Below are 25,383 nucleotides of genomic sequence, written 5' to 3' on the forward strand. Positions count from 1 at the left end.
TGCCTGCCGGGCTTACTTCAGGCTCATCAGGACTTGCATGATTTCGTCCTGGGTCTTGATGGTCTGCGAGTTGGCCTGGTAGGTGCGCTGGGCAATGATCATGTTGACCAGTTCCTTGCTCATGTCGACGTTGGACGCTTCGGTAGCCTGGCCCACGACCCGGGACAGGCCGTTGGTGCCGGGCTGGCCCAGGATGGGCTGACCCGAAGCGGCCGTCTCAGTCCAGGCGTTGTTGCCCACGGGCTGCAGGCCCTGCAGGTTGGAAAAGTCCGCCAGCACGATAGTGCCAACGACCTGGGTCTCGCCGTTGGTGTAGCTGGCGACCAGGCTGCCGTCGGCACTGATATTGATGCCGCTGAATTCACCCGAGGTGTAGCCGTCAGGTTTGGCCACCAGCTTGTAGGCGCTGCCGTATTGGGTGGTGCCTGCGTAGTTCATCGCGATGTTGATCGGATCGGCGGGCGTGGCGCCGCCCCCCGGGGCGGCGAACGACAGGTTCACCACCGGCGCGCTGGTCATCACGCCGGCTTTGTTGAACGTGAACTTCTGGGGATTGCCCCAGACGCCGGCTGCTTCAGTGGTAGGCGCCATGGCCTGGCCGTCCATTGTGTAATAGACGTCGTAGATGCTGTTGCCCGCCGCGTCCGCCGGACGCTTCACGAAGTACTGCATGACCTGGTGGGAATTGCCCAACGAGTCGAACACGGTCATCGGCGACGCGTTGGTGTAGGTGCTGGACAGCTTGGGGTCGAACGGCTTGCCGGTTTCGACCACGGCCGCCACGTACTCGGTGAACGATGCCATTTTCGACAGATCGCCGGTGACAACGCCCGTGGCGCTCACCGTCACACTATCCGCACCATTCGTAAAAGTACCGGCGGGGGGCAACCCACCACCCGGGGGAACCGTATCCACCAGCGTGGCGACGCCGGTAGCGTCGCGAGTGAAGGAATACACGGTGCCGGGGGCCGCGCCCAACGTGACCGTTCCAGGGACTGGAGCCTTGGTTTGCGTATCCACCTCGTAGATGACCTTCGCATTGGCATCCAGGTTCGCCACGGTCGTTCCCGTCGACGTCGCCTTGGGCGCCACGTTGGCCGTCGGAAGCTGCAATTCCACCGGATTCGCCCCGATCGCGCCCGCCGGATAGCCCGTCATGCGATAGCCCTGCGCGTTCACGATGAAGTTGTTCTTGTCGACCATGAACTCGCCGTTGCGGGTGTACATCACGGCGCCGCTTTGGTCGGTGACGCGGAACATGCCTTTGGCGCCATCGATCGCGATGTCGTACTCGCCGCCACCGCCGTTCACCGCCCCTACCGTGAAGCGCTGGCTGATGCCGGCAACCTTCACGCCCAGGCCAACGCGCGAACTGGCATAGACGTCAGCAAACGACGCAGTCGACGACTTGAAGCCGACCGTGCCGGAGTTGGCGATGTTGTTGCCGATGACGTCCAGGTTCTGCGCCGCGGCGTTCAAGCCGCTCAATCCTTGTCCGAAACCCATGTTTGTTCTCGCTAATCTTTAACTAGGGGAAGCCGCCGCCCATGCGCCGGCACCAATGCATTGCGCCAGCTTCAGGCGCCGATCACCTTGCGCACGTCCAGCATGCTGGTCTGGCCTTCCAGGCCCAGATCCAGCCTCAGGCCTTCAGTGGAGTACGCGACGCTCTTGACCTGGCCGTAGCTCAGGACTTCCGCATTCACTTTCTTGCCGTCGGCATCCGTGGCCAGGACGGACACGGTGTACGCGCCCGGTTCCAGCACCACGCCGTTATCGTTCTTGCCATCCCACGACAACGTGTACACGCCGGGCTTCTGGTCCTTCGTTTCGATCGTGCGCACGACCGCGCCGTTGGAGTCGGAAATGCGAATCTGCACCTTCTGGGCATCGCCCTGCAGGTCCAGACCATAAGGCGTGACGACACGGGCCTCGGGATGTTCCGCATCCACGCCGGACTTGATCTTGGAACCAGGGATCAGCACGCCCTTGCCTATCATGGCCACGGCGTTCATCGACTGAGACACGTCGATCTGGCCGCTGATGGCGAGCATGGTGTTCTTCAGGTTGGTGATGCCTTCCACCGTGGAGATCTGGGCCAGCTGGGAGGTCAGCTCGGCGTTTTGCATCGGATTCAGGGGATCCTGGTTCTGCAGCTGCGTGACCAGCAGTTTCAGGAACTGGTCCTGCAGGCCTTGCGCCGTGCTGCTGCTATTGGCGCCAGTTTGAGCCAGGCCCAAGCCGGTTTTGCTCGTCGATTGGTCGATAGTGGTCATGGATTAACTGGTTCCGGAAATTAGGACTGGCCGATGGTCAGGGTCTTCTGCATCAACGCCTTGGCGGTGTTGAGCACTTCCACGTTTGCCTGGTAAGAGCGCGAGGCCGCGATCATGTTCACGGTTTCGGCCACCGGGTCGACATTGGGCATGCTGACGTAGCCCTGGGCGTCGGCCATGGGGTGCTGCGGGTCATAGACCTGCTTCAAGGGAGACTGGTCTTCGACCACGCCAGCCACGCGCACTCCGCCGATCTCCTGGCCCAGCGCCTGACCGGCCGGGGGATTCACCTGGAATACCACCTGACGGGCGCGGTAGGGTTTGCCGTCGGGGCCGACCACGCTGTCGGCGTTGGCCATGTTGCTGGCCGCCACGTTCATGCGCTGCGATTGCGCGCTGAGCGCCGAACCAGCGATATCGAAAATGCTCAACAAGGACATTGCCTGCCGCTCCCTTTAAAGAATCATTCCTGAATTGCGGCCATCATGGTCCGGATACGGCCAGACAGCATCTGCATCGTGCTTTGGTAATGCAGGGTGTTATCCGCGAACTGCACCCGTTCGATGTCCATGTCCACCGTGTTTCCATCCATGCTGGGCTGGTACGGCAAGCGGTACAGGAGGTCGGTCGGCCCCTGGGATACGGCCTTGGCCGGAATATGGCGCGCGGACGTCAGCGTGAGCGAGGTATCGGGCAAGCGTTTGGTGCCTTCCATGGCGTTGGCCATGGCCGTCTTGAAGTCGAAATCGCGCGCCTTGTAGTTGGGGGTATCGGCGTTGGCGATGTTCGACGACAGCACTTCCTGGCGTTGCGCGCGCAGCCCCAGGGCCTGCTGGTAAAACCGGAAATCTTCATTGAGCCTGTCTAGCATCGGGGCGCCTTGGTGCGTTGCAATTCGGACAAAACAAGGGACCGGACAGACCGTTATCCCATTGGATGACGGCATCATAGGGGCCGGGGAGGCGACACAATCAGCCAAATAACCCGCCATTTCTCATCCAATTCACGTATTGCCGAATGCCGCGGACTTCTACAATTCCTCCATCATGAAAATATCCGCACCCCGACTCCGCGCGCGCGCCATCTGCCTGGCCGCCCTGCTGCTGCCCCTGGCTGCCGCGCAGGGACAGGAAGCGGCGACTCAGGCTCCCGAGGCCATCGCCCTTGCGGCGCAGACCTATCTACTGGACCAACTGGCTGGCCTGCCCGGGCAGCCTTCGGTAGCGATCGATCCTCCGCGCGCAGAACGCCTGACGCCTTGCGACGCCATGTCCCCGTTCATGCCATCTGGCATGAAGCTGCGCTCGCGCATGACGGTCGGGATACGTTGCAACGCGCCCAAACCATGGACGGCTTATGTCCAGGCGACAGTCAGCGTCCCGGGCCACTATTACGTCGCCGCTCGCATGATTGCCGCCGGACAGGCCCTGACACCGGACGACCTCGCCCCTAGGGACGGCGATCTGGTCACCCTGCCCCCGGGCGCGATCACGGATCCACAGACCGTGGTAGGCATGACCGCCGTTCACCGGATCAACGCCGGGCAAGCGGTGCGGGGCTCCGGGTTGCGCAACGCACAATCGGTGATCCGGGGCGCCAATGTCCGCATCAACGCTCGCGGCAAAGGTTTCGTAGTCAGCAGCGAAGGCCAGGCGTTGGACAACGCTGCGCCGGGCGCCACCGTACAGGTGCGGACCGCGGGCGGCCAAGTGGTCAGCGGCGTGGTGCGCAATGCCGGCCTGGTCGAAATACAACTGTAATTACTGTTACATATTGCATTGCACCAGGAAACCGCCCTCCCCTAAAGTTCCGTCCGGCCCTGCCGTTACAGAGGCATAAGTAGGCGAATCCGTCGCACAACCGACCCAGGACGCCCTGCGGAGATAATCTTGAAGATCAATTCCACCACCAACCGCCCCCTTTCGGCTGACACCGTCGCGCCCCGCGCTGACTCGGCGGTTGCCCAGGCCTATGGCGCCGGCAGCGCCAGCGGCTCCAGCAGCTCGCAGGTGGCGCTGAGTTCGGCATCGCGCAAGCTGTTGGCGCTGCAGAACGGATCCAATGACATCAACGTCGAACGCGTGGCCGCCATCCGCGCCGCCATCGCTTCGGGTCAGCTCAAGATCGACACGGGCCGCATCGCGGACAGCCTGATCGCCAGCGCCCGAGACCTGTTGAAGTAACCCGCAACCTTCCGATCCGAGCAGCATGACCATGAGCACCGTAGACGCCCTGCAATCCTGCATGCAGCAGGAAGACACTCTGATCACCGAGTTCTCGACCGTTCTGGAAGAAGAGACTGAAGTGCTGGTGGGGCTGGGAACCGTCGGTGTGCTGCAGGAAATTACGGAGCGCAAGGGCGGCCTCGCCCGCAAGCTCGTGGATCTGAGTCAGGTCCGTGATTCCCTGCTCGCAGAAATTGGATTGCCGGCTGGGCACACCGGCACCGAACAAGCAGCCGTTCTGCACCCGCAACTGTCGGGCGTGTGGCAATCCCTGCTAAGCAAATCGGCGGCCGCCAACGAAATCAACCTGCGCAACGGCGCCCTCATCGACGTTCACCTGCGCTATACGCAGCAATCGCTGGACGCCCTGCGCAATGTGGGTGCGGCTGGCGGAGCTCCGTCCACGTACGATGCACGCGGCCGCGGCGCCCGTGGCACCCCTGGCCGCAAGCCTATCGTTGCCGGCTGAACTGCGGTACGGGCCGAATCAGCGCTGATTGATCGGCTACTGGACGGACGCCGCGCACGCGCCGTCCTTCCGCCAGAATCCCAGCCCTGAGCTCCTGCAATCGGACTACGGCGGCCATTGTCACTACGTCCCCGTCATCTCCAGCATCGCGTACATCTTCAACAAGGCCACCGGCAGCACACGGCCGGACAGCTTGCGGTCCGTTCCCATGATGCCTGACAGAGGGGCGCGCACCATATCCGCCCCAGCTGTATGCGCCAACTGCCAGCAAGCCGCGCCCATCTGGCCCGCCATCAGGGATTGGCGTGCCAACGCGTCAGCGCCATCCACGGCGGGCAAAGCCTGCCATGCGCTCGCCATATAGCGAAAGCCCGCCTTGGCCTCATCCTGCAACACCAGCCAGCGCGCCACGGTAGCGGCGTCTGCCTGAGACGCAGGAAGATTGGTCATGCCGAACAATTGTCCCGCCACCTCGCCGCTGACCGTATCGATCAAGCGTGCGCAGACCAGCCTCACAGGTTCGCCGCCGCTGCGGCCCGGCAACGTCACTTCCGTGCCGGAGGCCCACAACGCCAGCGGCACACGCTTGCCACCCTGCACGGTGTGCAGCCCCGGCATATCCCCGGGCTGACCGACCGGCAGATAGCCCACGCTCTTGCCCACGGCATTCAGATTGGTCGGGCAGTCATCCTGGATGACACGCTGGCCGCCGGCGCTACGCGCCACCCAGGCGACGCCTTGTTCGCTCAGGGTCGGCCACAAGGCGGCGGTGCCGGCTTCCAGCATGTGCACGACGGGCACTCGCGCCAGTTTTTCGGCCAGCCAGGTCACGCGCGTCTGCAACGCCAGGGCCGCATCCGGCTGGGCGGGCGCCGCCGGCGCGAATGAGGACAGCATGCCGTGCGGCAACACTAGCTGCTGCGCGGGTGCCGCCAGGGCGGTCCCGCGATCGCTCATCAGCAGCGCGCCCAGCAGTGCACCTCCAGGCAACCCCTCGCCCGTCAAGGAGGCTTTGCCGTGCACGGCAAGCAGATGCCGTCCGCAGACGGAGGAAAATTCGCGGCGCGCCATCGCCAAAGGCTCGTCACCCAGCGCGGCGAGGCCTGCGCCAGAACCATCCCCGACATAGCCACGCCAGGATGCGCGAGCCTGCACGCAGGCCGGGTCGCTTTCGAGCCAGGCAATGGCATCGTCCAGATTCTGCGCGGCCTCGATGGAGCCTGCGCCGCCTTGCGGCCGCAAGATGGCCGATGCCAGCAATTGCCGCTTGCGGACAGGATCCGCACTTTCGGGTTCCCGCGACGCGGACACCAGTGTCGCCAGGTCGGCCTCGCTAGGGGTGTATAGCGCGCGGGCGCGCTCGACCATCGAGAAAGCGCGGTCGATCAGCACGTCGGCGCGAGCCAGCTCCATGTGTTCAGGCACCTTTTGCCCGACCGACATGTAATGGATCGGCAAACGATGACGGATGGCCGTATCCAGCGCCGCGCCCAGGCGGGTAGCCTCGTCCAGCTTGGTAATGATGCAGCCGGCGACATCCTCGCCCACGCCATTGCGATACGCATGCGCCACTTCATCCAGCGTGTCGCCCTGGCTGGCCGCGTTGAGCACCAGCAGCCGGCGCACCGGCTTGCCCGCATTGCACAGCATGGCCGCCTGCTCCGCCACCTGGCGGTCGCGCTGGCTGATGCCAGTGGTATCGATCAGCACGATCTTGCGGCTGCCCAACTCAGCCAGGATGCGGCGCAGCTCGCCCGCATCGCGCACCGAATGGGCGGGCACGCCCATCAAGCGTCCGTAAATCTGCAACTGTTCCAGCGCGCCGATCCGGAAATTGTCGGTGGTCAGCATCGCGACCTGCTCGCGGCCCTCGCGCGCCACGCAACGCGCGGCCAGCTTGGCCAGCGTGGTCGTCTTGCCCACCCCAGTCGGGCCGACCAGGGCGTATACGCCGCCGGCCAGGAACTCATCTTCGGAACGCAGCACCGGGAGGTGGGTCACCAGCTCGTTGCGGGCCCAGCTCAGCGCCGCTTCCGGCGTCATTCCTTCCGGGAGGCGCTCCACCAGGGTGCGCACCAGCTTGGTGCTGAACCCCGCGTCCAGCAGGCTGCGGAACAGCGCCGCGCCCGCGGGTTCCCGGCCCGGTCCTTGGCGGCCGCCCCAGAGCAGGCCGTCCATGCGGCTTTCCAGAGCGCCACGCAGTGCGCTGATGGCGTCCTGCAGTCCCGCTGCGGCGTCAGCCGGCATCGCCGCAGGCGGCAAAACCGGCGGTTGGCGCAACGGCGCATCCGGCATGCGGGCCATCGTAGGCGCGGGTGCCGGTTGAGGGGCGGCCGGCGTGTAAGGCGCCGGTGCCGATTGGGGCGTGGCTGGCGTATAAGCCGCAGGCGCCGGAGCCGCGCTTGCAGGCACGCCCGAATAGGCAGCGGCAGCCGCCGGGGCCTGCCCGGCGGGCGCAACAGCATACGCGGATGATGCCGCAGGAGCGCCAGGCGCGGCAGCGGATGCGGCGGACTGATCAGCGGGGACCTGGCGCAACGGCGGCAGGGATGGCAATTCAACCCGCACGGGCGCCGCCGGCTGGGGCGCGATAGGAGCAACCTGGGGCGCTTCATCTTCAGGCTGTGTCGAAGATGCGTAAGCGGTCTGGTATGCGGCGATCGAACGCGACGGCGCCGCGTATCCGCCCTGGGGCATCACGGGCGCGGGCGCACGTCCCGCCTGCTCAGACGCATCGAAACGCATGCCTGCCGGCGCGCCCGCAGGTGGCAGCGGCCGCGCTTCGAGCGGCCGGACGGGCGCAGCTTCCTGGCGCGGCGCGGTCTCGTGAGCGGCATCGTCAAAAGCGCCTTCGACGGTAGCCAGTACCTCGACGCCGCCATCGACGCTACGGTTCGACACGATCAGCGCGTCCGGTCCCAGCACCTGCCGGACCTGGCGCATCACATCGCGGCTGTTCGCCCCGAAAAATCGGCTTATCTTCATGCCCCATTACCTCCGCCGATCAGCGCGGTAACACGCACCATGCGCTCATCGGGTATTTCCGTATTCGACAACACGCCCAGCTGCGGCAGATGGTGCCGCAGGAAGCGCGACAAAGGCGCACGCAAGACCGGAGACACCAGCAACACCGGCGCATTGCCTTGCGATTCCTGGCGCTCGACCGCGGCCTGCGCTTCGCGCAACAACGTATCGGCCAACCCGGGTTCCAGGCCGCCGCTGGTTGTCATCGCCTGCGAAAGCACACGCTCGAGTTTCACGTCCAGGCCGATTACCCGCAGCTCGCCCTCTCCCGGGAACCATTGCTGGGTAATGGCGCGGCCCAACGAACGGCGCGTCAGCGCGATCAGTTCGTTGATGTCGGGCTGGCTGCCGGTGCCGGCTGCCAGCGCCGCCAGGCGCGGACCATGTTCGGACAAGGTATCGATGATGGTGCGCATGTCGCGGATCGGCACTTCTTCCGACAGCAGGCCCTGCAGCACCTTCTGCAGCGCCGTAAGCGACAGGGTCTTGGGCACCAGGTCCTCGACCAGCTTGGGCGCGTCGCGTCCAATGCGGTCCAGCAATTGCTGCACTTCCTGGCGGCCCAGCAGATTGGAACCGTGACGGTGCATCAGGTGATTCAGGTGCGTCGCGACCACGGTGCCGGCATCCACCACCGTATAGCCCGCCACCTGCGCCTGATCGCGCAGGCTGCCGTCGATCCACAGCGCCGGCAAGCCGAAGGCGGGATCGGTCGTGGGCGTGCCCTTGATCTGCACGGTCACGCCGCCCGGGTCGATGGCCAGCCACTGGCCCGGCATGGCGACGCCGTGGCCGACCTCCACGCCGGACAGCAGGATGCGGTAATCGTTGGGCTTGAGTTCCAGGTTGTCGCGGATATGCACGACCGGCGGCAAAAAGCCCACGTCCTGAGCGAATTTCTTGCGCAGGCTGCGGATCCGGTGCAGCAGCTCCCCGTTTTGGGCATGATCCACCAGCGGGATCAGGCGGTAGCCGACCTCGAGGCCCAGCTGGTCCACCATGGACACGTCGTCCCAACTGGCCTCGGCCGCCGCGGCCTGAGCCTGCGTAACGGCCTGCGGCGGCACCTCGGCCGCCGCGGCCGCCGCCGCAGTTTGCCGCTTGTACAGCATCCAACCGCCCCAGCCCAGCGCGCCGGCCAGGGTCAGGAACGCGACGTGCGGCATGTTGGGGATCAGGCCCATGATGCCGACGATGCCGGCCGTCAGGAACAGCACGCTGGGGTTGGAGAACAGCTGGCTGAGAATCTGCTGGCCGATGTCCTGGTCGGTCGAGACGCGCGATACCACCACGCCCGCGGCGGTGGAGATCACCAGCGCCGGGATCTGCGCCACCAGGCCGTCGCCGATGGTCAGCAGCGTGTAGACGCGCGCCGAATCACCCATCGACATGTCATGCTGGGCCACGCCCACGATCAGGCCGCCGATGATGTTGATCGCCATGATCAGCAGGCCGGCGATGGCGTCGCCCCGCACGAACTTGCTGGCACCGTCCATCGAGCCGAAGAAGTCGGATTCCTGAGAGACTTCCGCGCGGCGCTTGCGCGCCTCGTCTTCGCCGATCAGGCCGGCATTCAGGTCCGCATCGATCGCCATCTGCTTGCCCGGCATCGCGTCCAGGGTGAAGCGCGCGCCCACCTCGGCGATACGGCCCGCGCCCTTGGTGATGACGATGAAGTTGATGATGGTCAGGATCACGAAGACGATGATCCCCACGGCGAAGTTGCCGCCGACCAGGAAGTGGCCGAAGGCCTCAATGACCTTGCCCGCAGCGTCGGGCCCGGTATGGCCATGGAGCAGCACCACGCGGGTGGAGGCGACGTTCAACGACAGGCGCAGCAGCGTGGCGAACAGCAGCACGGCCGGGAATGCCGCAAAATCCAGCGGCTTGCGCGTGAACATGGCCACCAGCAGGATCATCACCGACAACGCGATGTTGAAGGTGAACAGCAGGTCGAGCAGGAACGTGGGCAGGGGCAAGACCATCATGCCCAGCACCATCACGATCAGGATCGGCCCTGCCAGCAGCCGCGCATGCGTGGCCCCGTTACTCTTCAACATGGTGAGCAAAGCGCTCATTCCTTAAGCTCCTTGTGCTGCGGTTTTGGCTTGCGGGTCCAGCTCGACCGGCACGGGCAACCGGGTCGGGGCCGTCGGTTCGGCGCCCCAACCGGCCCGCCAGGAGCGCAGCTGGAAGACCCACGCCAGCACTTCTGCCACCGCGGTGTAGAGTTCGGACGGAATTTCCTGCCCAATCTCCACGTGTTGATGCAATGCGCGCGCCAGGGGCGGCGCTTCCAATGTCGGGATGCGGTTCTCGGCGGCAAGCTCGCGGATCTTGGCCGCGATCAGGCCCGTACCCTTGGCCAGCACGCGCGGCGCGCCGCTCTTTTCCTCGTCGTACTTGAGAGCCACGGCGTAGTGCGTGGGGTTGGTCACCACCACGTCCGCCTTGGGCACTTCCGCCATCATGCGGCGGCGCGCCGCCTGGCGCTGCTGCTGCCGGATGCGCGCCTTCACGTGGGGGTCGCCTTCGCTTTCCTTGTGCTCCTGGCGCACGTCTTCCTTGGACATGCGCAGCTTCTTCAGGTGGCTCCAGATCTGCCACGGCACGTCCAGCATGACGATGACCATCAGCGAAGCCACGATGAAGGCGCAGCACATCGCCACCAGCGTCAGCGCCTTGATCAGCGCCGCCGACGGCGCCACGTGCATCAGGCTGAGCATGTCGTCGTGGTAGCGCCAGATGACCCAGACCGCCACCCCGCCGACCAGCGCGGCCTTGGCCAGCGCCTTGATCAGCTCCACCACCGTCTGCGACGAGAACATCCGCTTCACGCCCGCAATGGGGCTGAGCTTGGAGAAATTGAACTGCAGGGGCTTGCCCGAGATGACGATGCCGCCCAACAGCACGCTGGACAGCACCGCGATGACAGCCAGCAGCCCGAAAATCGGCAGCAGCACCAGCAACGCCTCGCCGAAACCTTCGACCGCGCGTTCGACCATCACGCCGGGATCGAGGACGATACGTTGATCAAACGCCAGGCCGTTTCGCAACACGCCGCTCAGGGTCTGGTAGAGCGAACTGCCGCCCACCCAGATGGCGCCCACGCCCGCCGCCAGCATCATGAACGTTCCCAATTCGCGGGAACGCGCAATCTGCCCCTCCTCGCGCGCCTTTTCCAGGCGCCTGGGAGAGGCGGCTTCGGTTTTTTCGAGGTCGCTTTCTTCGGCCATGCTCTGCGGTATTGTCGCGGCTCGCGGATTATGGAATGACGAGCTGCCCGCCGAGATTCTAGGAGGCCCAGGGGCTCGGCGATAAGCCAAGAAACGGGGGGAAAGCGGCGCTATTCCCGGATGCGTTTCAGGCAGCGCGTTCCAGGCCCGCCCGGAACGCGCCCGGCCCCGGGTGGGCCAGCGGCGTCAGCCGCCCGTGGCGACCGCCAGCCGGTCTGCCTCGCCCTCTCCGGCCGCCGCTTGGAAGCGGCCGAAATCCAGGCCGATCCGCACCGCGCCCCAATGTTCCGACCCCAGATAGACCGGAATGGATATGTCATTGACGATTTCGCCCGTATCGCGGGAATAGGTCTGCAGCAGCATTCCGCCGGTATTGGTCGCCAGGCGCAAGCCCACCGGATCATCGAAGATGCGCTTGTTGCGCACCCGCAGGATGTCCTGCTTCGGATCGCCGGTAGGCGCCTGGGAAAAGCGGCGATTGTGGGCCGGCGCGTAACCCCGGCCGTCCACCAGGATCGTGTAGATCCCGCCCGGCACGCCATCCAGCACGCTATCCAGCAGCTGCGTCACCGTCTCGTCGATCTGCCGGTCGTAACTGGTGTGGTAGCGCGCGGGTTCGCTGCCGGGAATGCGCCGGTAGTGGCGGTCGAACACGTCCGCTCCGCGGCTCCTGGCGTCTTCCAGCAGGTTGACGGCGGCATCCCGGAAGGCTTCGAGAGCCTGGGACAGGCCGTCAAAAGCGGTATTGCCGGTGCGCATGTCGGCCAGCACCTCCTGCACGCTTTCCGTCTGGCGGCGGATGCGGTCGATTTCGCCGGACATATGGCCCACGCGTTTCAGCACGTCGGCGCTCAGCGCGGCAATCCGCCCCACCTCTTCGCTCATGCCGTGGTTGGTCGAGTCCACCTCGCCGATGGCCTGAACGACGTCGCCGACCTGGCGGTTCATGCTGTCGAAGTCGCGCACGAAACGCTCAAAGCCTGAGCATGTCCGATCCAGCACTACGCCGGAAGCGTTGACGTCCTCGCGCAGCGTGCCGGTCTGATGCTGGGTCGTCTCCACCAGCTCCAACATCTCGGCGGTATGTCGGCCGATATCGCTGGTGGCCGAGTTCACGCGTTCGGCCAGCCGCCCGACCTCGCTGGCAACCACCGCGAACCCCCTTCCCGCGTCCCCTGCCCGGGCCGCCTCGACCCCGGCGTTCAAGGCCAGGAGCTGAGTCTGCAGGGCGATCTCCTTGATCAGCTTGCTGATGTCGCCGACCGACTGGGCGCGGTCCGTCAGTTGCCCGACCACCTCGGTGAATGAAGCCATCTCCCGCGTCATGCGCTCTACCCGCGCCTTGACGTCCGACAGTTCGGCCAGCGCCTGCTGCGCCGCGTGCAGATTCTGCCCCGACACCTCGGCAATCTCGCGCGCATGGGTGGATGTTGATGTCGACAAGGCGGCGATTTGCGCGCCGCTGGCGGCGAGCGCCTCAGCAGCCCGCGCCTGCTCCTGCGCCAGGATCGAGCAATGGCCCGCCTGGAACTGCGTGCGCGCGGCATTCAGCGCGATTTCTATGCTGGACTGGCGTACGGTCATGATGCGGCTGCGTATGCGCGTCATGAAACCGTACAGCGGCCAAACAGCCGGACTGATGGATAGCGTGCGTTCCGACAGTGTCGCGTCGCCGCGATTGAGCCGCCGCAACAACCGCCACATGCCGCCCAGGCGGAATACGGATCTGGCCATGATCAACCTCCTTGTGCCGGCCCGGATCGCCTTCTATGGGCATCCGTTGCCTGGCGCGCATTGCGCGCCATGATTCACGCTGCACAGCCCCTGATTATTGTTCTGGAGGGGAGTCTATCCATGAGGCGCTCTTTGCGCCCTTAGGGACTACCTTCATGCGGACTACCTTCATGCGCGGCGGCACCACCAGGAAAACGCGCCGCCGGAGACCCTGTCCGGCGGCGCGGCTCCCGGCTAGAAGCCCAGGCTGGCCAGCAGGTCGTCGACCTGATCCTGGCTGGTCACCACGTCGGTCTTGCCTTGCGGACTGATCTGCGGCCCGTTGAGCAGGCTGTTCGCTTCGTCGCGACGTTCTTGCGGGACGTTGTCCAGCAGCACCTGCAGCAGTTCGCGCTCGATCGCGCCCACCACGTCCATCATGCGCATGATGACCTGGCCCGTGAGGTCCTGGAAATCCTGCGCCATGATGATTTCCATCAGCTGGGATTGCGTCTGCTGCGCCTGTTTCGGCACATCCTGCAGGTAGGCGCGGGTGTCCTTCACCAGTTCGCGCGCCTCGGGCAGTTCCAGGGGTTGGTCGTACCACTGCTGCCAGCGCGCATCCAGCGCCTGCGCCGAACGCGACAGGCCGTCCTGGATGGGACCGGCTTGCTCGGTGGCGTTCAAGACGCGGTTGGCGGCCTGCTCCGTCATCTGCGCCACGTAGCGCAGACGATCGCGGGCGTCGGGAATGGCGTTGGCGGCGTCCTTGATGGCCTGATCCAGCCCCAGCTCGCGCATGCTGTCGCGCAGCATGCGCGTCAGCGACGCGATGCGATGGATCAGGTCGGGGGATTCGCCCGGGCTCTCATGTTCCGTCGTGCTCATGGCTCACCTCAACCGGCGATTTTCTCGAAGATCTTGTTGAGCTTCTCTTCCAGCGTCGCCGCCGTGAAAGGCTTGACCACATAACCGTTGGCGCCGGCCTGGGCCGCGGCAACGATGTTTTCCTTCTTGGCCTCGGCCGTCACCATCAGCACGGGCAGCGAAGCCAGCGCCGCGTCGGCGCGGATCTGCTTGAGCATCTCCAGGCCGTCGAGATTGGGCATGTTCCAGTCGGACACCACGAACTGGAAACCGCCGTTGCGCAGCTTTTCCAGGCCGATGGCGCCGTCTTCGGCTTCATCCACGTTCTCGAAACCCAGCTCCTTGAGCAGGTTGCGGATGATCCGCCGCATGGTGGGGAAGTCATCCACCACCAGAATCTTCAGGCCCTTGTCTACCATCTTCTACTCCAGAAAAAATTTAGCTTGGACCGATCGGGGAGCCTTGCGCGTCAGACGCGGTGCCCGCGATCGCCCAGGCGAGTCAGAATGCGTTCGCTTATCGCCGACAACGAAACCACTTCATCCGCGGCGCCCAAGGCGATCGCTTCGCGGGGCATGCCGAAGACGACGCAACTGGCCTCGTCCTGCGCAATCGTGTGGGCGCCCGCGCGGTGCATGGCCAACATGCCAGCCGCGCCGTCCTTGCCCATGCCGGTCAGGATGACGCCGATGGCGTTCTTGCCGGCGGCGACGGCGGCCGAATTGAACAGCACGTCGACCGACGGACGGTGGCGGTTGACGGGTTCGCTGGCTTCAAGTTCGATCACGTAGTTGGCGCCGCTGCGGCCCAAACGCATGTGCATGTCGCCGCCCGGCGCCAGATACACGTGTCCGGGCAGTACGCGGTCGCCATGCACGGCTTCGCGGACGGTCACGGCGCACAGGGCGTCCAGGCGCTGCGCGAAGGAACGCGTGAAACCCGCCGGCATGTGTTGCGTAATCAGGATGGCCGGGCTGTCGGGCGGCAGCGGCTGCAGAACCTCGCGGATCGCCTCCGTGCCCCCCGTGGACGCGCCGACGATCACCAGTTTTTCCGAGCTGGCCAGCGGGCGGCGCAACATGGGTGCGGGTGCGGCGGGCGCGGCATGCGCCGTGGGCGCGCGCAGCTTGGCGCGCGAGGCGGCGCGTATCTTGTCGGCGATGATCTCGGTGTATTCGAGCAGGCCGTCGCGGATGCCCAGCTTGGGTTTGGTGACGAAGTCGATCGCGCCCAGTTCCAAGGCCCGCAGCGTGATTTCGCCGCCGCGTTCGGTCAGCGACGACACCATCACCACCGGCATGGGACGCAGGCGCATCAGTTTTTCAAGGAAATCCAGCCCGTCCATGCGGGGCATTTCCACGTCCAGCGTCAGCACATCGGGGTTGTGGCGCTTGATGAGTTCGCGCGCCACCAGTGGATCGGGCGCGGTTGCGACCACCTCCATGTCCGGCTGGCTGTTGATGATCTCGGTCATCAGGCCACGCACCAATGCCGAATCGTCCACACACAAAACGCTAATTTTCTTCATTTTTTGCTGCCTCGTCCCGCTCAGGACCTGCCCGCGCATTCATAGACGGTCTGCCCGCGCAGACGAAAATCCCGGCTGATGTAGGTGAAGTTTTCGGAATGGCCGGCAAACAGCAAGCCACCCGGCTTGAGCAGCGGCACAAACCGCTCCAGGATCCTGGCCTGGGTGGGTTTGTCGAAATAGATCATGACGTTGCGGCAGAAGATCACATCGAACTGCTCATTGATCTGCCAAGCCGGCGCCAAGAGATTCAGGGTCTCGTAGCGGACCATGTCAGCGATTTCCGGACGCACCCGCACCTGCCCTTCGTTGGCGCCGCGGCCCTTCAGGAAGAAACGCCGCAGGCGCTCGCCGTCCATTTTGTCCACGCGCTCGGCCGGATAGACTCCTGCCCGCGCGCGGTTGAGCACATTGGTGTCGATATCGGTGGCCAGCACCGAACTTGCGCTGGCCCTCGGGCCCAGCGCTTCCACCAGCGTCATGGCGATCGAATACGGCTCTTCCCCGGTGGAGGCCGCACAGCACCACACCGACACCGGACCGCCACGCCGCTTGGCGAAGTCGGCCAGGATGGGAAAGTGATGGGCTTCGCGGAAGAAAGCGGTCAGGTTGGTCGTCAATGCGTTGACGAAATCTTCCCACTCGGCCGCATTCGGCTCATTTTCCAGCTGGTCCAGATAGCTGCCGAAATCCTGCATGCCCAGCGCACGCAGGCGCCGGGCCAAGCGGCTGTAGACCATTTCGCGCTTGTGCGTGCCCAACGAAATGCCCGCGTAGGCGTGAATCATCTTGCGCACGCGCGAAAAGTCCGCATCGCGAAAATCGAATTGGCGTTCCACCGAAATGGACGGCGCCTGGGTTGCCGCTGCTGTAGCCACTGCTATCCTCAGTGCCCAAGCGCAAGCGCGTCAGGCGCCTGCAAACGTGTATCGTCGCCGGAAGAACGCGCGGACGACAGGCGCTGGGCCGGAACTTCGATGACCTCGCCCGCATTGATCTTGAACACGGATACCGCTTCGGCCAGACGCTGCGCCTGTTCCTGCAGGGAACCCGCGGCAGCCGCCGCCTCTTCCACCAGCGCCGCGTTCTGCTGGGTTACCTCGTCCATCTGCGACACGGCGCGGTTCACCTGATCGATGCCGCTAGACTGTTCTTCCGACGCCGCCGAGATCTCGCCCATGATGTCCGTCACACGCTTCACCGAAGCCACGATTTCCTGCATCGTCGAGCCAGCGCGCTCCACCTGCTGCGAACCCGCGCCGACCTTGGTCACGGAGTCCTCGATCAAACCCTTGATTTCCTTGGCTGCCTGGGCGCTGCGTTGCGCCAGCGAGCGCACTTCGCCCGCCACCACTGCGAAACCCTTGCCTTGCTCACCGGCGCGCGCCGCTTCCACCGCCGCGTTCAGCGCCAGGATATTGGTCTGGAAGGCGATGCCGTCGATCACCGATACGATCTCGGAGATCTTGCGCGAGCTGGCCGAGATTTCCTGCATGGTGCTGACCACTTCCGACACCGCCGAACCGCCGCGCTCAGCCACGTCGGACGCGCTGGCCGCCAGCTGGTTGGCCTGGCGCGCATTGTCCGCGTTCTGCTTGACGGTCGAGGCCAACTCTTCCATCGAGGCAGCGGTTTCCTCCAGCGAGGCAGCCTGCTGCTCGGTGCGGCTGGACAGGTCCGTATTACCCGCCGCGATCTCGTGCGAGCCGACGTTGATCTCATCCACCCCGCGGCGCACCGACGCCACGGTGCGCGTCAGGCTTTCCTGCATGCGCTTCAACGCGGCGAACAACTGGCCGATTTCGTTGGTATTGCGCACGTCCACGCGGGCGGTGAGGTCGCCACCGGCGATGCGGTCGAAATGATGACCGGCTTCCTTCAGAGGCAGCAGCACGCGGCGGCGCAGGAACACGTAGGTGGCAAACACCAGCAACGCGGCGATCACGCCGCCAGCCGCTACCGCCATCAAGACGAACTGGTAACGCACCTGCGCCACCTCGTGGGCATCCAGCGTCTTGCTGGCGCGCCAGAAGTCAAAGCCTTCGATGGCTCGCGCGTAGCGTCCCTCGAGCGCGTCCTGTACCGTCTGGACCTGCTTCTGGTAGGCGGGCATGTCCGCCTTTTCCAGGGCGGCCACCAGCGGCGCCAGTCCTTGCCGGACCAGCGCGTCATAGGATTCGTCGATTTCCTTTAGGGCATCGGCCGCTTCGGCCGGCCGGGCCAGGCTCTTGTAATACTCGTACTCGGCCTGCCCCTTGTTCATGGAGGCCTTGGCGCGCTCCAACAAGCCGGCCGCCTCGGATGACAGGCCCTGGGTCAGCAAGGTCGGCTGCCCCACGCTCTTCACGATGTCAGCATAGTTGGCCGCGGCCGCGCGGCCCAGGCCGGTCATGGAGTCCTTGTAGCTGGAAACCACACGGCCGACCGCGTCATCCAGCTCTTGCGATTGCTTGATCTGCGCCAGAGTGCCATTGCTGATGCGCAGGGACAGCACGCCCAGCGCGGCCCCTATCACCAACATGAATGAGAAAAACGCCAGCACCCACAACAGGCTGCTGCGTATCGTCATGTTTGCGAAGAACTTGCGCATCACAAGAACCACTCCCAGATTGAAGTCGTTAAAGGAAAGCGCCACATTGGGTTCAATATGGCGCTTCTACCTCCCAAGCAGGCCGTTCCGATCAGGACGCGGCCTTCTCCACCAGCGCCATTTCGTCGCTGGTCATCATTTTTTCAATATCCACCAGGATCAGCATGCGCTCGTCCACCGTGCCCAGACCCGTCAGGTACTCGGTGGACAGGGTTGCGCCAAACTCCGGCGCCGGGCGGATCTGCCCCAAATTGAGCATCAACACGTCAGACACGCCATCCACCACGATGCCGACGACGCGGCGATCGAGGTTGAGAATGATGACCACGGTCTGTTCGTTGTACTCGACGCGCCCCAGGTTGAACTTGATGCGCAGGTCGACGATAGGCACGATGATGCCGCGCAGATTTGTCACGCCCTTGATGAACGGCGGCACATTCGCGATGCGCGTGACCGAATCGGCGTCGTAGCCGCGGATCTCCTGCACCTTCAGGATGTCGATGCCGTACTCTTCGTCGCCCAGCGTAAAGACCAGGAACTCGCTGCCGACATCTTCCTTGCGTCGGGCTTGCGTTTGCGGGTTAGCTGCCATGAGGTTTATTTCTCCGTCAATTCAGAATGGCTTCGGGCTGCGACCAACGCTCGCGGTTGGCGCGCGCAAGCGCAAATACGTCGACAATCAAGGCCACGCTGCCATCGCCCAGGATGGTGGCGGCGGAAATGCCCGGCACCTTGCGGTAATTCGATTCCAGATTCTTCACCACGACCTGGTGCTGGCCGATCAGGTGATCCACCAGCAGCGCAAAACGGCGGTCTTCGGCCTGCATGATGACCGCGATGGCCTGCGTGGGATCGGTCTGGGCGTCACCGACAGAAAACACCCGGTGCATCTCGACCAGCGGCAGATACTCGCCGCGCACGTGCATCACGCGCTCATTGCCCGCCACCGAGTAGATCTGGTCATTGGTGGGCTGCAGCGATTCGGTTACGTGATTCAGCGGCAGGATGAAGGTCTCCTCGCCGACGCGCACCGACATGCCGTCCAGAATGGCCAGCGTCAGCGGCAGGACGATGCGCGTCGTGGTGCCGTTGCCCGGCTCGCACGACAGCTGCACGTGGCCGCCCATGTCCTGGATGTTCCGGCGCACCACGTCCATGCCCACGCCGCGGCCGGAGATATCCGTCACCTTTTCGGCGGTGGAGAAGCCCGGCGCGAAGATCAGTTGCCAGATTTCGTCGTCCGGCGAATTCTCGTTGACCGGCAGGCCCTGGGCGATTGCCTTTTTCAGGATCTTGTCGCGGTTCAGCCCGCCGCCGTCGTCGCTGACTTCAATGACGATGTTGCCGCCGTTATGCTGGGCGGACAGCACCAGTTGCCCGACGGGGTCCTTGCCAGCGGCAACGCGCTTTTCGGGCGTCTCGATGCCATGGTCCAGGCTGTTGCGCACCAGGTGAGTCAGCGGATCGATGATGCGTTCGATCAGGCTCTTGTCCAGTTCCGTCGCGCGGCCGTGGGTCTGCAGTTCGATCTGCTTGCCCATCTTGCTGGCGATGTCGCGCACCAGGCGCGGGAAGCGGCTGAACACGTAGTCCATCGGCATCATCCGGATGGACATGACCGCTTCCTGCAGGTCGCGGGCATTGCGTTCAAGCTGTTCCATGCCATTGAGCAGGCGGTCGTGCAGCACCGGATCCAGGGTGGAAGCGGTCTGCGCCAGCATGGCTTGGGTAATGACCAGTTCGCCCACCAGGTTGATGACCTGGTCGACCTTCTCGACGCCGACGCGGATCGAGGTGGATTCCTTGTCCGCGTGCGCCGGAGCCGCCGCGGCAGGCCGCGCCACGCGGGCGGATTGTGTGATGGCCTCGGCGGCCGCGGCCGACTCGGCCACGGCGGGCGCTTCGGCTACCTTAGGCGCGGGGGCCGGCGCAGGCGTCGCGGCCGCAACCGGCGCTGCAGCCTGCGTCACGCCCGCCGGAGCGGCTTCGCGGCTGATTTCCAGCTGGTCGCCGTCGACGATGAAGCAGCATACGGCCTCGATATCGTCCGGCGTGCAGGTGCTGTCCATCCATACGGTCAAGGTGCCGTCGGCGCGTTCGCTGGCCTTGACGTTGCCGAGATTGCCCATTTCCTCGAGCAGGGAGGCGGCGTCCTTGTCCGAAACCTTGGTGATCCGCACACGCAGAGGCAGGCTGCCCGCTTCCGCGGCCGGCGCTTGCGCTGCGGGCTCGGGGGCAGGCGCCGGGGCAACCACCGGTGCGGGGGCCGGAGCCGGCGCTGCCACGGCTGCAGGGGCCTCGGCCGGCGCGGCTGCCGCGGCGGGATCCTTATGCTCCAGCGCAAGCTGCCTCAGTACGGCGCAGATACGCTCAAACACGGCTTCATCGGGCTCTTCGGAGGCCCGATAGGCATCCAGTTGGCTTTTGAGCACGTCTTTTGTTTCCAAGAAAATATCGATCATGTCCGTGCGCAGCGCCATTTCGCCGCGACGGATCGCATCCAGGAGGTTTTCCAGCAAATGGGTCGTGCCCGCCAGCTGCGTGAAACAGCCGAACGTGGCCGCCCCGCCCTTGATCGAATGGGCGGCGCGGAAGATCGCGTTGAGCTGTTCGATGTCGGGCGCGCCCACATCCAGCTCGAGCAGCAGCTGCTCCATTTGCGCGAGCAGCTCGTCCGCCTCGTCGAAAAAGGTCTCGTAAAACTGACTGAGGTCCAAACCAGAACTCATGACCCGTACGCCTTCAAAAATGAACTTGCTTACGCGCCGGCCTGCTCGTCGAGCAGTTCAGACGCCAATTCCACCAGCACATCAGGATCGACCGGCTTGGAGAGCCAGCCACAGACCCCTAGATCCCGGGCGGCCATCTTGCTGTCCACGTCGTCCTCGGTGGTCAACACCAGCACCGGCACGTCCAGGTACTCGTCTTCCTGGCGCAGTCCCTGGATCAGCTCCAGGCCGCCCATGACCGGCATGTTCCAGTCGCTGACCACCAGGTCCACCGGGTGGCTCTTGGCCAATTCCAGCGCTTCCTGGCCATTGCCGGCCGTCAGGACTTTCCATCCCGCGCCCGTCAACGTCGCCTGGACGATCATCCGCATCGTCGCCGAGTCGTCCGCCACAAGAATCGTTGCAGCCATTGCTATCGAACCCCTTCCGCGGGCGGGTTGCTCTCCGCCTCGCCTGGTTTGGTTGCCGTCGTGGCCTGGGCCGCGGCTTGCGCCGCTTCCACTGCCGTTCCTACCTCGCGGGCATCCTTGGCGCTGACGTCCGCAGCCGCGGCGTTCTCGCTTTCGATGCGCCGCTGGGTGCTCTGATTGAGCACCACAAGGCTGATACGTCTATTAACGGCCGCATACGGGTCATCTTTAACCAGACTCATGCTGGACGACAGCCCCTGGATGCGCAGGACCTTGCTTTCGTTCATGCCGCCCGCCACCAGCTCCTGGCGCGACGCGTTGGCGCGGTCGGCCGACAGCTCCCAGTTGCTGTAGGCGCGCTCTCCGCGGGCGTACTGCGAGGCGTCGGTGTGACCGGAGATGCTGACCTTGTTGGGCAATTCATTCAGGACCGGGCCCAGTTCCCTGAGGATGTCGCGCATGTAGGGCTGCACTTCCGCGCGGCCGGTGGCGAACATCGGACGGTTCTGGTTGTCAATGATCTGGATACGCAGGCCTTCGGTGGTCAGGTCGATCAGCAGTTGCGGCCTGAACGTTTTCAGCACCGGACTGGTCTCTATGACGTTTTCGATGCGCTTCTTCAGGTTTTCCAAGCGATGCTGTTCGCGACGCTCGGCGTCGCCCATGGGCTGGGCCTCCACGCGATTGCCCTGCGCGCGGCGCACATCGCCCTCGCTGCGCAGCGGGTCGCGGCCGCCGCCAGGCACCGCGCTGGTCTCGGCCGAGCTGCTGGGCCCGCCCGCGATGGCAACGCGCAGCGGCATGCGGAAATACTCCGCGATGCCCTTGAGTTCCTCGCGCGGCACGATGCTGATCAGCCACATCACCAGGAAGAACGCCATCATCGCGGTGATGAAGTCGGCGTACGCGATCTTCCAGCTGCCCCCGTGGTGCCCCCCGCCATGCCCCCCCTTCTTGCGGCGGATCACCACGCGGTGATTGTTTACCGTACTCATGGCCCGCTCCGTCAGGCCTTGCCGGTCGTGGCGGACTTGGCTTGCCGAACGTGCTCTTCCAGCTCACCAAAGGTCGGGCGCACAGCCGAGAACAGCACCTTGCGGCCGAATTCCACCGCCAACTGGGGCGGGTAGCCATTCATGCTGGCCAACAGCGTGGTCTTGATGCACTCCAGGACCTTGGTGGCTTCGTCGCTTCGGCGATCGATGCGCGAGGCCAGAGGACCGACAAAGCCGTAAGCCAGCAGAATACCCAGGAACGTGCCCACCATGGCCTTGGAAATCAGGTCACCCAGGATCGCCGGAGGTTGGTCCACGGCGGCGAGCGCCTTGATCACGCCCAGCACGGCGGCCACGATACCGAAGGCCGGCAGGCCGTCGGCCATTTGCTGCAGGGCGCGCACGGGAACTTCGCGCTCATGGCGGTAGGTTTCGATTTCCTCGTCCATGAGCGTCTCGATTTCAAACGAGCTCATGTTGCCGCTGATCATGATGCGCAGGTAGTCCGTGATGAACTCCATCAGTTTGGCGTCTTTGGCGATACGGGGATATTCGCTGAAGATCGGACTGGATTCCGGGTCTTCGATATGCGATTCGATGGCCATGAGGCCCTCGCGGCGCGCCTTGTTCAGCAACACATACAGGAGCGCCATCAGCTCCATGTACACGTCCTTGCCGTAGCGCGAGCTTTTCAAGGCGTCGGGCAAGGCGGCCTTGACCAGCATCAGCGACTTTTTGCTGTTGCTGGCGAGGAAGGCGCCGAAAGCCGCCCCAAAAATCAGCGTGAGCTCGAACGGCTGGTATAGCGCGCCCAAATGGCCGCCCAGCGCTATGAAGCTGCCGACGACCGACACGGCCACCACGAGAAAACCGATAACAATCAACACATCAGGCCCCTGCCAACGAAGTCTAAAACTGGCGTCAATGATCCCCTGTTCCCCTCGACCCAAAAAGGCGGGTTACGGGGGGTTTTCCAGGGCTTTTGATGTATTTGAATACCGCCGGTCAGAGCCGGGCGGCATTCGCAACGGGTGCGGGGCGGGTGCCGGAGCGCGCCTTGGCCGCAGCGCGCGTCTTGCCGGCGCGGGGTGGCGGCCGGCAGATCGCGCACACGAAATCCGACTGGGGATCGTGCGCATGGGCGATGAAATGCCCCCCGCACTGGCGGCAGGCGGACATTTGCAGCATGCCGCTATCGAAAAAACGCACCAGCATCCAGGCGCGCGTGAAGCTCAGGACGGGCTCTGCGCCTTCAGCGGCATCGGTGCCGGCGTTTTCGAGATAGAGGCGATAGGCGTCGATGGTGGCGCGTATGCCTTTGCTGCTGGTACGCGTATTCAGGAACGAATACACGTTGTAGAAGAGCGAGGAATGGATGTTCGGCAGCCAGGTCATGAACCAGTCAACCGAAAAGGGCAGCATGCCCTTGGGTGGCGAGCAGCCGCGGATTTCGCGGTACAGGCGTGCCAGGCGGTCGTGGCTGAGGCTGGTTTCAGCCTCCAGCACCTGCAGCCGGGCTCCCAAAGTGATCATGGAGCTGGCTAGCAGAATGTCATCCGCTTCCTGCGAAACGCTCTTGGTGGCCATTACACGTGCTTCCGGATGGAATGATCAGGCCGTCAGGCCAATTCTTCGACAGGCTGCTTGGCCAGCAGGATGGTGGCGTGCGCTTGCTGCAACGCACCGCCCAGAACGTCATGGGTCAGCGCGGACAGCAGGCTGTAATCGTCAAAGCGGAACCGGCACAGCAGCGAGCTGGAGCTGGCCAGCTTGACCAGCTGAGCAGGCGAAAGACGCATCAGGATATCGGCAACTTCGTTGCTGAATCCAAGGCGGAACATCGATGCTGCGTAATCGTCCCGCAACATACGTTGCGCCAGTAACAAATATGACAGATTCACTTCGCGAATGTCTGTCAGCAATGAATTTTCGACTTGTTGCACGCCCAACTCCCTATTCCCTATCCCGCCGACGGGGGCTTGTGTAAGCAAAAGCACCGGAATTCCGTTGCCATTGCGTTCGATGCATTCCGCTTTGATGCGAAATGTATCATTTGTTCGCAATTTAAGTAAAATTTACCACAGCTAATGTCATTTTCTATGACTTATATGACAAAACTTTGTTGATGTTGCGCAACTTACCTTTTCCGATACACCTTGACATATAAATTTCAGCCAACTTTACGTCAATTTGGCAAATAAGCATTCAAAACATTGCGTACTTTGAGGAATGAAACGGTGTTGTTTGCCGACAATGGCAACTTGCAGATCACTAAATCCACCTAGCTTTAGCGCCGCCGCGCGTTTGTCGACAATGTCGCAAATTGACAACAACAGACAGCGCGCCACGATGGACACCGCCCGACACTCCCGCAATGCCTCACGCAGATGACAGCCTGGTCGAATATGCCCCGCTAGTGCGGAAGCTGGCCCTGCAATTGCTCGCCCGGCTACCCGCCAGCGTAGAACTCGACGACCTGATTCAGGCCGGCATGATCGGCCTGCTCGATGCCGTGCGCCGCTACCAGGAAACGGCCGACGCCCAATTCGAGACCTACGCCACCACCCGCATCCGCGGCGCGATGCTGGACGAACTCCGCGGCCAGGATTGGCTGCCGCGCAGCGTCCGCGCCAAGGCGCGCAAGATCGAACAGGCCATCCAGCAGCTCGAACAACGTTTGATGCGCGCCCCGAGCGAAGCCGAGATCGCGCAACAATTGGCCATGCCGCTGGACGAATACCAGACGCTGCTGCACGACGCCCAGGGCGTGCAGATCGTGCATTACGAAGATTTCGCCACCGAGCCCGACTCCGCCGGCGGCCAATCGGACTGGGCCGCCACCCTGAACCATGGGGCGGCCGGCGGCAATCCGCTGGATTCGCTCCTGGCCGGCGACTTCCGTCAGGCATTGATCCACGCCATTGACGCCCTACCCGAGCGCGAAAAATTGCTGCTGTCGCTGTGTTACGAGCAGGGACTGAACCTGAAGGAAATTGGCGCGATCCTGAATGTGACCGAGGCGCGGGTGTGTCAGCTGAGGTCGCAGGCGACGGCGCGGATACGCGCGAAGCTGAAGGAACAGGCGTGGCAGGAGTTGCCCCAGGAGGGGCAGATCGCGCAGATGATTTGAGCGAACACCGAAGAATGGCCGAACCATCAAGCAGGCCAGGCGCTGGTTTCCGCTAACTCTCGCCAGTTTTACCGTAGTTCTTTCGGGGTGCCCGAACCGGAATGCCCCGAATTCTCTCCCTTATTCCACCCATCGCCGCAGGCTTACGGTTGATAGTCTAGTGGCCCATTTGTGAACATGCCGCGCGAACG

Annotated in this window: 24 protein-coding genes; 4 read left to right on the forward strand and 20 right to left on the reverse strand. The window is 64.1% G+C overall.

Translation table 11 applies throughout. The features are described 5' to 3' along the window. Positions 1 to 12 precede the first annotated feature (12 nt). The 4 genes from IAG39_RS18285 to flgB all read right to left on the reverse strand — a co-directional run bounded on the left by IAG39_RS18285 (position 13) and on the right by flgB (position 3,147). Positions 13 to 1,506 (reverse strand): flagellar hook-basal body complex protein, encoded by a 1,494-nt coding sequence (locus tag IAG39_RS18285; RefSeq protein WP_118934103.1) that lies wholly within the window; start codon positions 1,504 to 1,506, stop codon positions 13 to 15. A gap of 71 nt (positions 1,507 to 1,577) precedes the next feature. Next, positions 1,578 to 2,276 carry a flagellar hook capping FlgD N-terminal domain-containing protein gene (locus tag IAG39_RS18290; RefSeq protein ID WP_118934101.1) on the reverse strand — a complete coding sequence of 233 codons (699 nt, stop codon included), beginning with the start codon at positions 2,274 to 2,276 and terminating at the stop codon, positions 1,578 to 1,580. Positions 2,277 to 2,296: 20 nt separating this feature from the next. Beyond that, positions 2,297 to 2,716: a flagellar basal body rod protein FlgC gene (gene flgC / locus IAG39_RS18295; RefSeq protein WP_054456669.1), complete on the reverse strand. Its 420-nt coding sequence runs from the start codon at positions 2,714 to 2,716 to the stop codon at positions 2,297 to 2,299. Between the two features lie 23 nt (positions 2,717 to 2,739). Continuing rightward, on the reverse strand, positions 2,740 to 3,147 hold the full coding sequence (gene flgB / locus IAG39_RS18300) for a flagellar basal body rod protein FlgB (RefSeq protein WP_118934099.1): 408 nt from the start codon (positions 3,145 to 3,147) through the stop codon (positions 2,740 to 2,742). Between the two features lie 175 nt (positions 3,148 to 3,322). On the opposite strand from flgB, the gene flgA reads away from it, so the two are divergent. The 3 genes from flgA to IAG39_RS18315 all read left to right on the forward strand — a co-directional run bounded on the left by flgA (position 3,323) and on the right by IAG39_RS18315 (position 4,970). Continuing rightward, positions 3,323 to 4,036, forward strand: a complete 714-nt coding sequence (gene flgA / locus IAG39_RS18305) for a flagellar basal body P-ring formation chaperone FlgA (RefSeq protein ID WP_118934117.1) — start codon at positions 3,323 to 3,325, stop codon at positions 4,034 to 4,036. A gap of 129 nt (positions 4,037 to 4,165) precedes the next feature. Further along, complete coding sequence (gene flgM, locus IAG39_RS18310; protein WP_118934097.1) at positions 4,166 to 4,459, forward strand: flagellar biosynthesis anti-sigma factor FlgM; 294 nt, start codon at positions 4,166 to 4,168, stop codon at positions 4,457 to 4,459. Between the two features lie 31 nt (positions 4,460 to 4,490). Beyond that, positions 4,491 to 4,970 carry a flagella synthesis protein FlgN gene (locus IAG39_RS18315; protein WP_165867943.1) on the forward strand — a complete coding sequence of 160 codons (480 nt, stop codon included), beginning with the start codon at positions 4,491 to 4,493 and terminating at the stop codon, positions 4,968 to 4,970. A gap of 123 nt (positions 4,971 to 5,093) precedes the next feature. Here IAG39_RS18315 and flhF read toward each other — a convergent pair whose 3' ends face one another. The 16 genes from flhF to flhD form a co-directional block, all read right to left on the reverse strand. After that, positions 5,094 to 7,955, reverse strand: a complete 2,862-nt coding sequence (flhF, locus tag IAG39_RS18320; RefSeq protein ID WP_118934093.1) for a flagellar biosynthesis protein FlhF — start codon at positions 7,953 to 7,955, stop codon at positions 5,094 to 5,096. Next, positions 7,952 to 10,072, reverse strand: coding sequence for a flagellar biosynthesis protein FlhA (gene flhA, locus IAG39_RS18325; RefSeq protein ID WP_059374434.1), 2,121 nt, complete (start codon positions 10,070 to 10,072; stop codon positions 7,952 to 7,954). Before flhA ends, flhF begins: the two co-directional genes overlap by 4 nt. Positions 10,073 to 10,075: 3 nt before the next feature. Next, positions 10,076 to 11,230, reverse strand: coding sequence for a flagellar biosynthesis protein FlhB (gene flhB, locus IAG39_RS18330; RefSeq protein WP_059374432.1), 1,155 nt, complete (start codon positions 11,228 to 11,230; stop codon positions 10,076 to 10,078). Positions 11,231 to 11,416: 186 nt separating this feature from the next. Continuing rightward, complete coding sequence (locus IAG39_RS18335; protein WP_223283474.1) at positions 11,417 to 12,964, reverse strand: methyl-accepting chemotaxis protein; 1,548 nt, start codon at positions 12,962 to 12,964, stop codon at positions 11,417 to 11,419. A 234-nt stretch (positions 12,965 to 13,198) separates the two neighbouring features. Further along, positions 13,199 to 13,831: a protein phosphatase CheZ gene (gene cheZ, locus IAG39_RS18340; protein ID WP_054456663.1), complete on the reverse strand. Its 633-nt coding sequence runs from the start codon at positions 13,829 to 13,831 to the stop codon at positions 13,199 to 13,201. 8 nt (positions 13,832 to 13,839) lie between these two features. Further along, on the reverse strand, positions 13,840 to 14,229 hold the full coding sequence (cheY, locus tag IAG39_RS18345) for a chemotaxis response regulator CheY (RefSeq protein WP_013393379.1): 390 nt from the start codon (positions 14,227 to 14,229) through the stop codon (positions 13,840 to 13,842). A 50-nt stretch (positions 14,230 to 14,279) separates the two neighbouring features. Continuing rightward, positions 14,280 to 15,338 carry a chemotaxis response regulator protein-glutamate methylesterase gene (locus tag IAG39_RS18350; RefSeq protein WP_059374430.1) on the reverse strand — a complete coding sequence of 353 codons (1,059 nt, stop codon included), beginning with the start codon at positions 15,336 to 15,338 and terminating at the stop codon, positions 14,280 to 14,282. A 20-nt stretch (positions 15,339 to 15,358) separates the two neighbouring features. Further along, positions 15,359 to 16,126, reverse strand: coding sequence for a CheR family methyltransferase (locus IAG39_RS18355; protein ID WP_373429151.1), 768 nt, complete (start codon positions 16,124 to 16,126; stop codon positions 15,359 to 15,361). Positions 16,127 to 16,224: 98 nt separating this feature from the next. Continuing rightward, the gene (locus IAG39_RS18360) at positions 16,225 to 17,928 is read right to left on the reverse strand and encodes a methyl-accepting chemotaxis protein (protein ID WP_118934113.1); all 1,704 of its coding nucleotides are present in this window, start codon (positions 17,926 to 17,928) and stop codon (positions 16,225 to 16,227) included. A gap of 91 nt (positions 17,929 to 18,019) precedes the next feature. After that, positions 18,020 to 18,520: a chemotaxis protein CheW gene (gene cheW / locus IAG39_RS18365; protein ID WP_059374423.1), complete on the reverse strand. Its 501-nt coding sequence runs from the start codon at positions 18,518 to 18,520 to the stop codon at positions 18,020 to 18,022. 16 nt (positions 18,521 to 18,536) lie between these two features. Continuing rightward, a complete protein-coding gene (gene cheA, locus IAG39_RS18370) occupies positions 18,537 to 20,657 on the reverse strand; it encodes a chemotaxis protein CheA (protein ID WP_118934088.1) in 2,121 nt (706 codons plus the stop codon). 29 nt (positions 20,658 to 20,686) lie between these two features. Continuing rightward, complete coding sequence (locus tag IAG39_RS18375; protein ID WP_054456659.1) at positions 20,687 to 21,067, reverse strand: response regulator; 381 nt, start codon at positions 21,065 to 21,067, stop codon at positions 20,687 to 20,689. Positions 21,068 to 21,069: 2 nt separating this feature from the next. After that, on the reverse strand, positions 21,070 to 22,062 hold the full coding sequence (gene motB, locus IAG39_RS18380) for a flagellar motor protein MotB (RefSeq protein WP_118934086.1): 993 nt from the start codon (positions 22,060 to 22,062) through the stop codon (positions 21,070 to 21,072). An 11-nt stretch (positions 22,063 to 22,073) separates the two neighbouring features. Next, positions 22,074 to 22,949: a flagellar motor stator protein MotA gene (gene motA / locus IAG39_RS18385; RefSeq protein ID WP_059374415.1), complete on the reverse strand. Its 876-nt coding sequence runs from the start codon at positions 22,947 to 22,949 to the stop codon at positions 22,074 to 22,076. 118 nt (positions 22,950 to 23,067) lie between these two features. Next, on the reverse strand, positions 23,068 to 23,649 hold the full coding sequence (gene flhC, locus IAG39_RS18390; RefSeq protein WP_118934083.1) for a flagellar transcriptional regulator FlhC: 582 nt from the start codon (positions 23,647 to 23,649) through the stop codon (positions 23,068 to 23,070). Positions 23,650 to 23,681: 32 nt separating this feature from the next. Next, positions 23,682 to 24,005 carry a flagellar transcriptional regulator FlhD gene (gene flhD, locus IAG39_RS18395; RefSeq protein ID WP_013393369.1) on the reverse strand — a complete coding sequence of 108 codons (324 nt, stop codon included), beginning with the start codon at positions 24,003 to 24,005 and terminating at the stop codon, positions 23,682 to 23,684. 431 nt (positions 24,006 to 24,436) lie between these two features. On the opposite strand from flhD, the gene IAG39_RS18400 reads away from it, so the two are divergent. Next, positions 24,437 to 25,192, forward strand: a complete 756-nt coding sequence (locus tag IAG39_RS18400; protein WP_118934081.1) for an RNA polymerase sigma factor FliA — start codon at positions 24,437 to 24,439, stop codon at positions 25,190 to 25,192. The last annotated feature ends 191 nt before the right edge of the window (positions 25,193 to 25,383 follow it).

Origin of the sequence: Achromobacter xylosoxidans, assembly GCF_014490035.1 — a bacterium.
Taxonomy (GTDB): domain Bacteria; phylum Pseudomonadota; class Gammaproteobacteria; order Burkholderiales; family Burkholderiaceae_B; genus Achromobacter; species Achromobacter bronchisepticus_A.

Coding starts and splice junctions, on each gene's coding strand:
- IAG39_RS18350 (WP_059374430.1), bottom strand. CDS start 15,338: ATGAAGAAAATTAGCGTTTTGTGTGTGGACGATTCGGCATTGGTGCGT.
- flgC (WP_054456669.1), bottom strand. CDS start 2,716: ATGTCCTTGTTGAGCATTTTCGATATCGCTGGTTCGGCGCTCAGCGCG.
- IAG39_RS18375 (WP_054456659.1), bottom strand. CDS start 21,067: ATGGCTGCAACGATTCTTGTGGCGGACGACTCGGCGACGATGCGGATG.
- IAG39_RS18315 (WP_165867943.1), top strand. CDS start 4,491: ATGAGCACCGTAGACGCCCTGCAATCCTGCATGCAGCAGGAAGACACT.
- motB (WP_118934086.1), bottom strand. CDS start 22,062: ATGAGTACGGTAAACAATCACCGCGTGGTGATCCGCCGCAAGAAGGGG.
- cheY (WP_013393379.1), bottom strand. CDS start 14,229: ATGGTAGACAAGGGCCTGAAGATTCTGGTGGTGGATGACTTCCCCACC.
- flgA (WP_118934117.1), top strand. CDS start 3,323: ATGAAAATATCCGCACCCCGACTCCGCGCGCGCGCCATCTGCCTGGCC.
- flhF (WP_118934093.1), bottom strand. CDS start 7,955: ATGAAGATAAGCCGATTTTTCGGGGCGAACAGCCGCGATGTGATGCGC.
- IAG39_RS18285 (WP_118934103.1), bottom strand. CDS start 1,506: ATGGGTTTCGGACAAGGATTGAGCGGCTTGAACGCCGCGGCGCAGAAC.
- flhC (WP_118934083.1), bottom strand. CDS start 23,649: ATGGCCACCAAGAGCGTTTCGCAGGAAGCGGATGACATTCTGCTAGCC.
- flhB (WP_059374432.1), bottom strand. CDS start 11,230: ATGGCCGAAGAAAGCGACCTCGAAAAAACCGAAGCCGCCTCTCCCAGG.
- IAG39_RS18360 (WP_118934113.1), bottom strand. CDS start 17,928: ATGCGCAAGTTCTTCGCAAACATGACGATACGCAGCAGCCTGTTGTGG.
- IAG39_RS18335 (WP_223283474.1), bottom strand. CDS start 12,964: ATGGCCAGATCCGTATTCCGCCTGGGCGGCATGTGGCGGTTGTTGCGG.
- IAG39_RS18290 (WP_118934101.1), bottom strand. CDS start 2,276: ATGACCACTATCGACCAATCGACGAGCAAAACCGGCTTGGGCCTGGCT.
- cheW (WP_059374423.1), bottom strand. CDS start 18,520: ATGGCAGCTAACCCGCAAACGCAAGCCCGACGCAAGGAAGATGTCGGC.
- IAG39_RS18400 (WP_118934081.1), top strand. CDS start 24,437: ATGCCTCACGCAGATGACAGCCTGGTCGAATATGCCCCGCTAGTGCGG.
- flhA (WP_059374434.1), bottom strand. CDS start 10,072: ATGAGCGCTTTGCTCACCATGTTGAAGAGTAACGGGGCCACGCATGCG.
- cheA (WP_118934088.1), bottom strand. CDS start 20,657: ATGAGTTCTGGTTTGGACCTCAGTCAGTTTTACGAGACCTTTTTCGAC.
- cheZ (WP_054456663.1), bottom strand. CDS start 13,831: ATGAGCACGACGGAACATGAGAGCCCGGGCGAATCCCCCGACCTGATC.
- IAG39_RS18355 (WP_373429151.1), bottom strand. CDS start 16,126: ATGATTCACGCCTACGCGGGCATTTCGTTGGGCACGCACAAGCGCGAA.
- flgB (WP_118934099.1), bottom strand. CDS start 3,147: ATGCTAGACAGGCTCAATGAAGATTTCCGGTTTTACCAGCAGGCCCTG.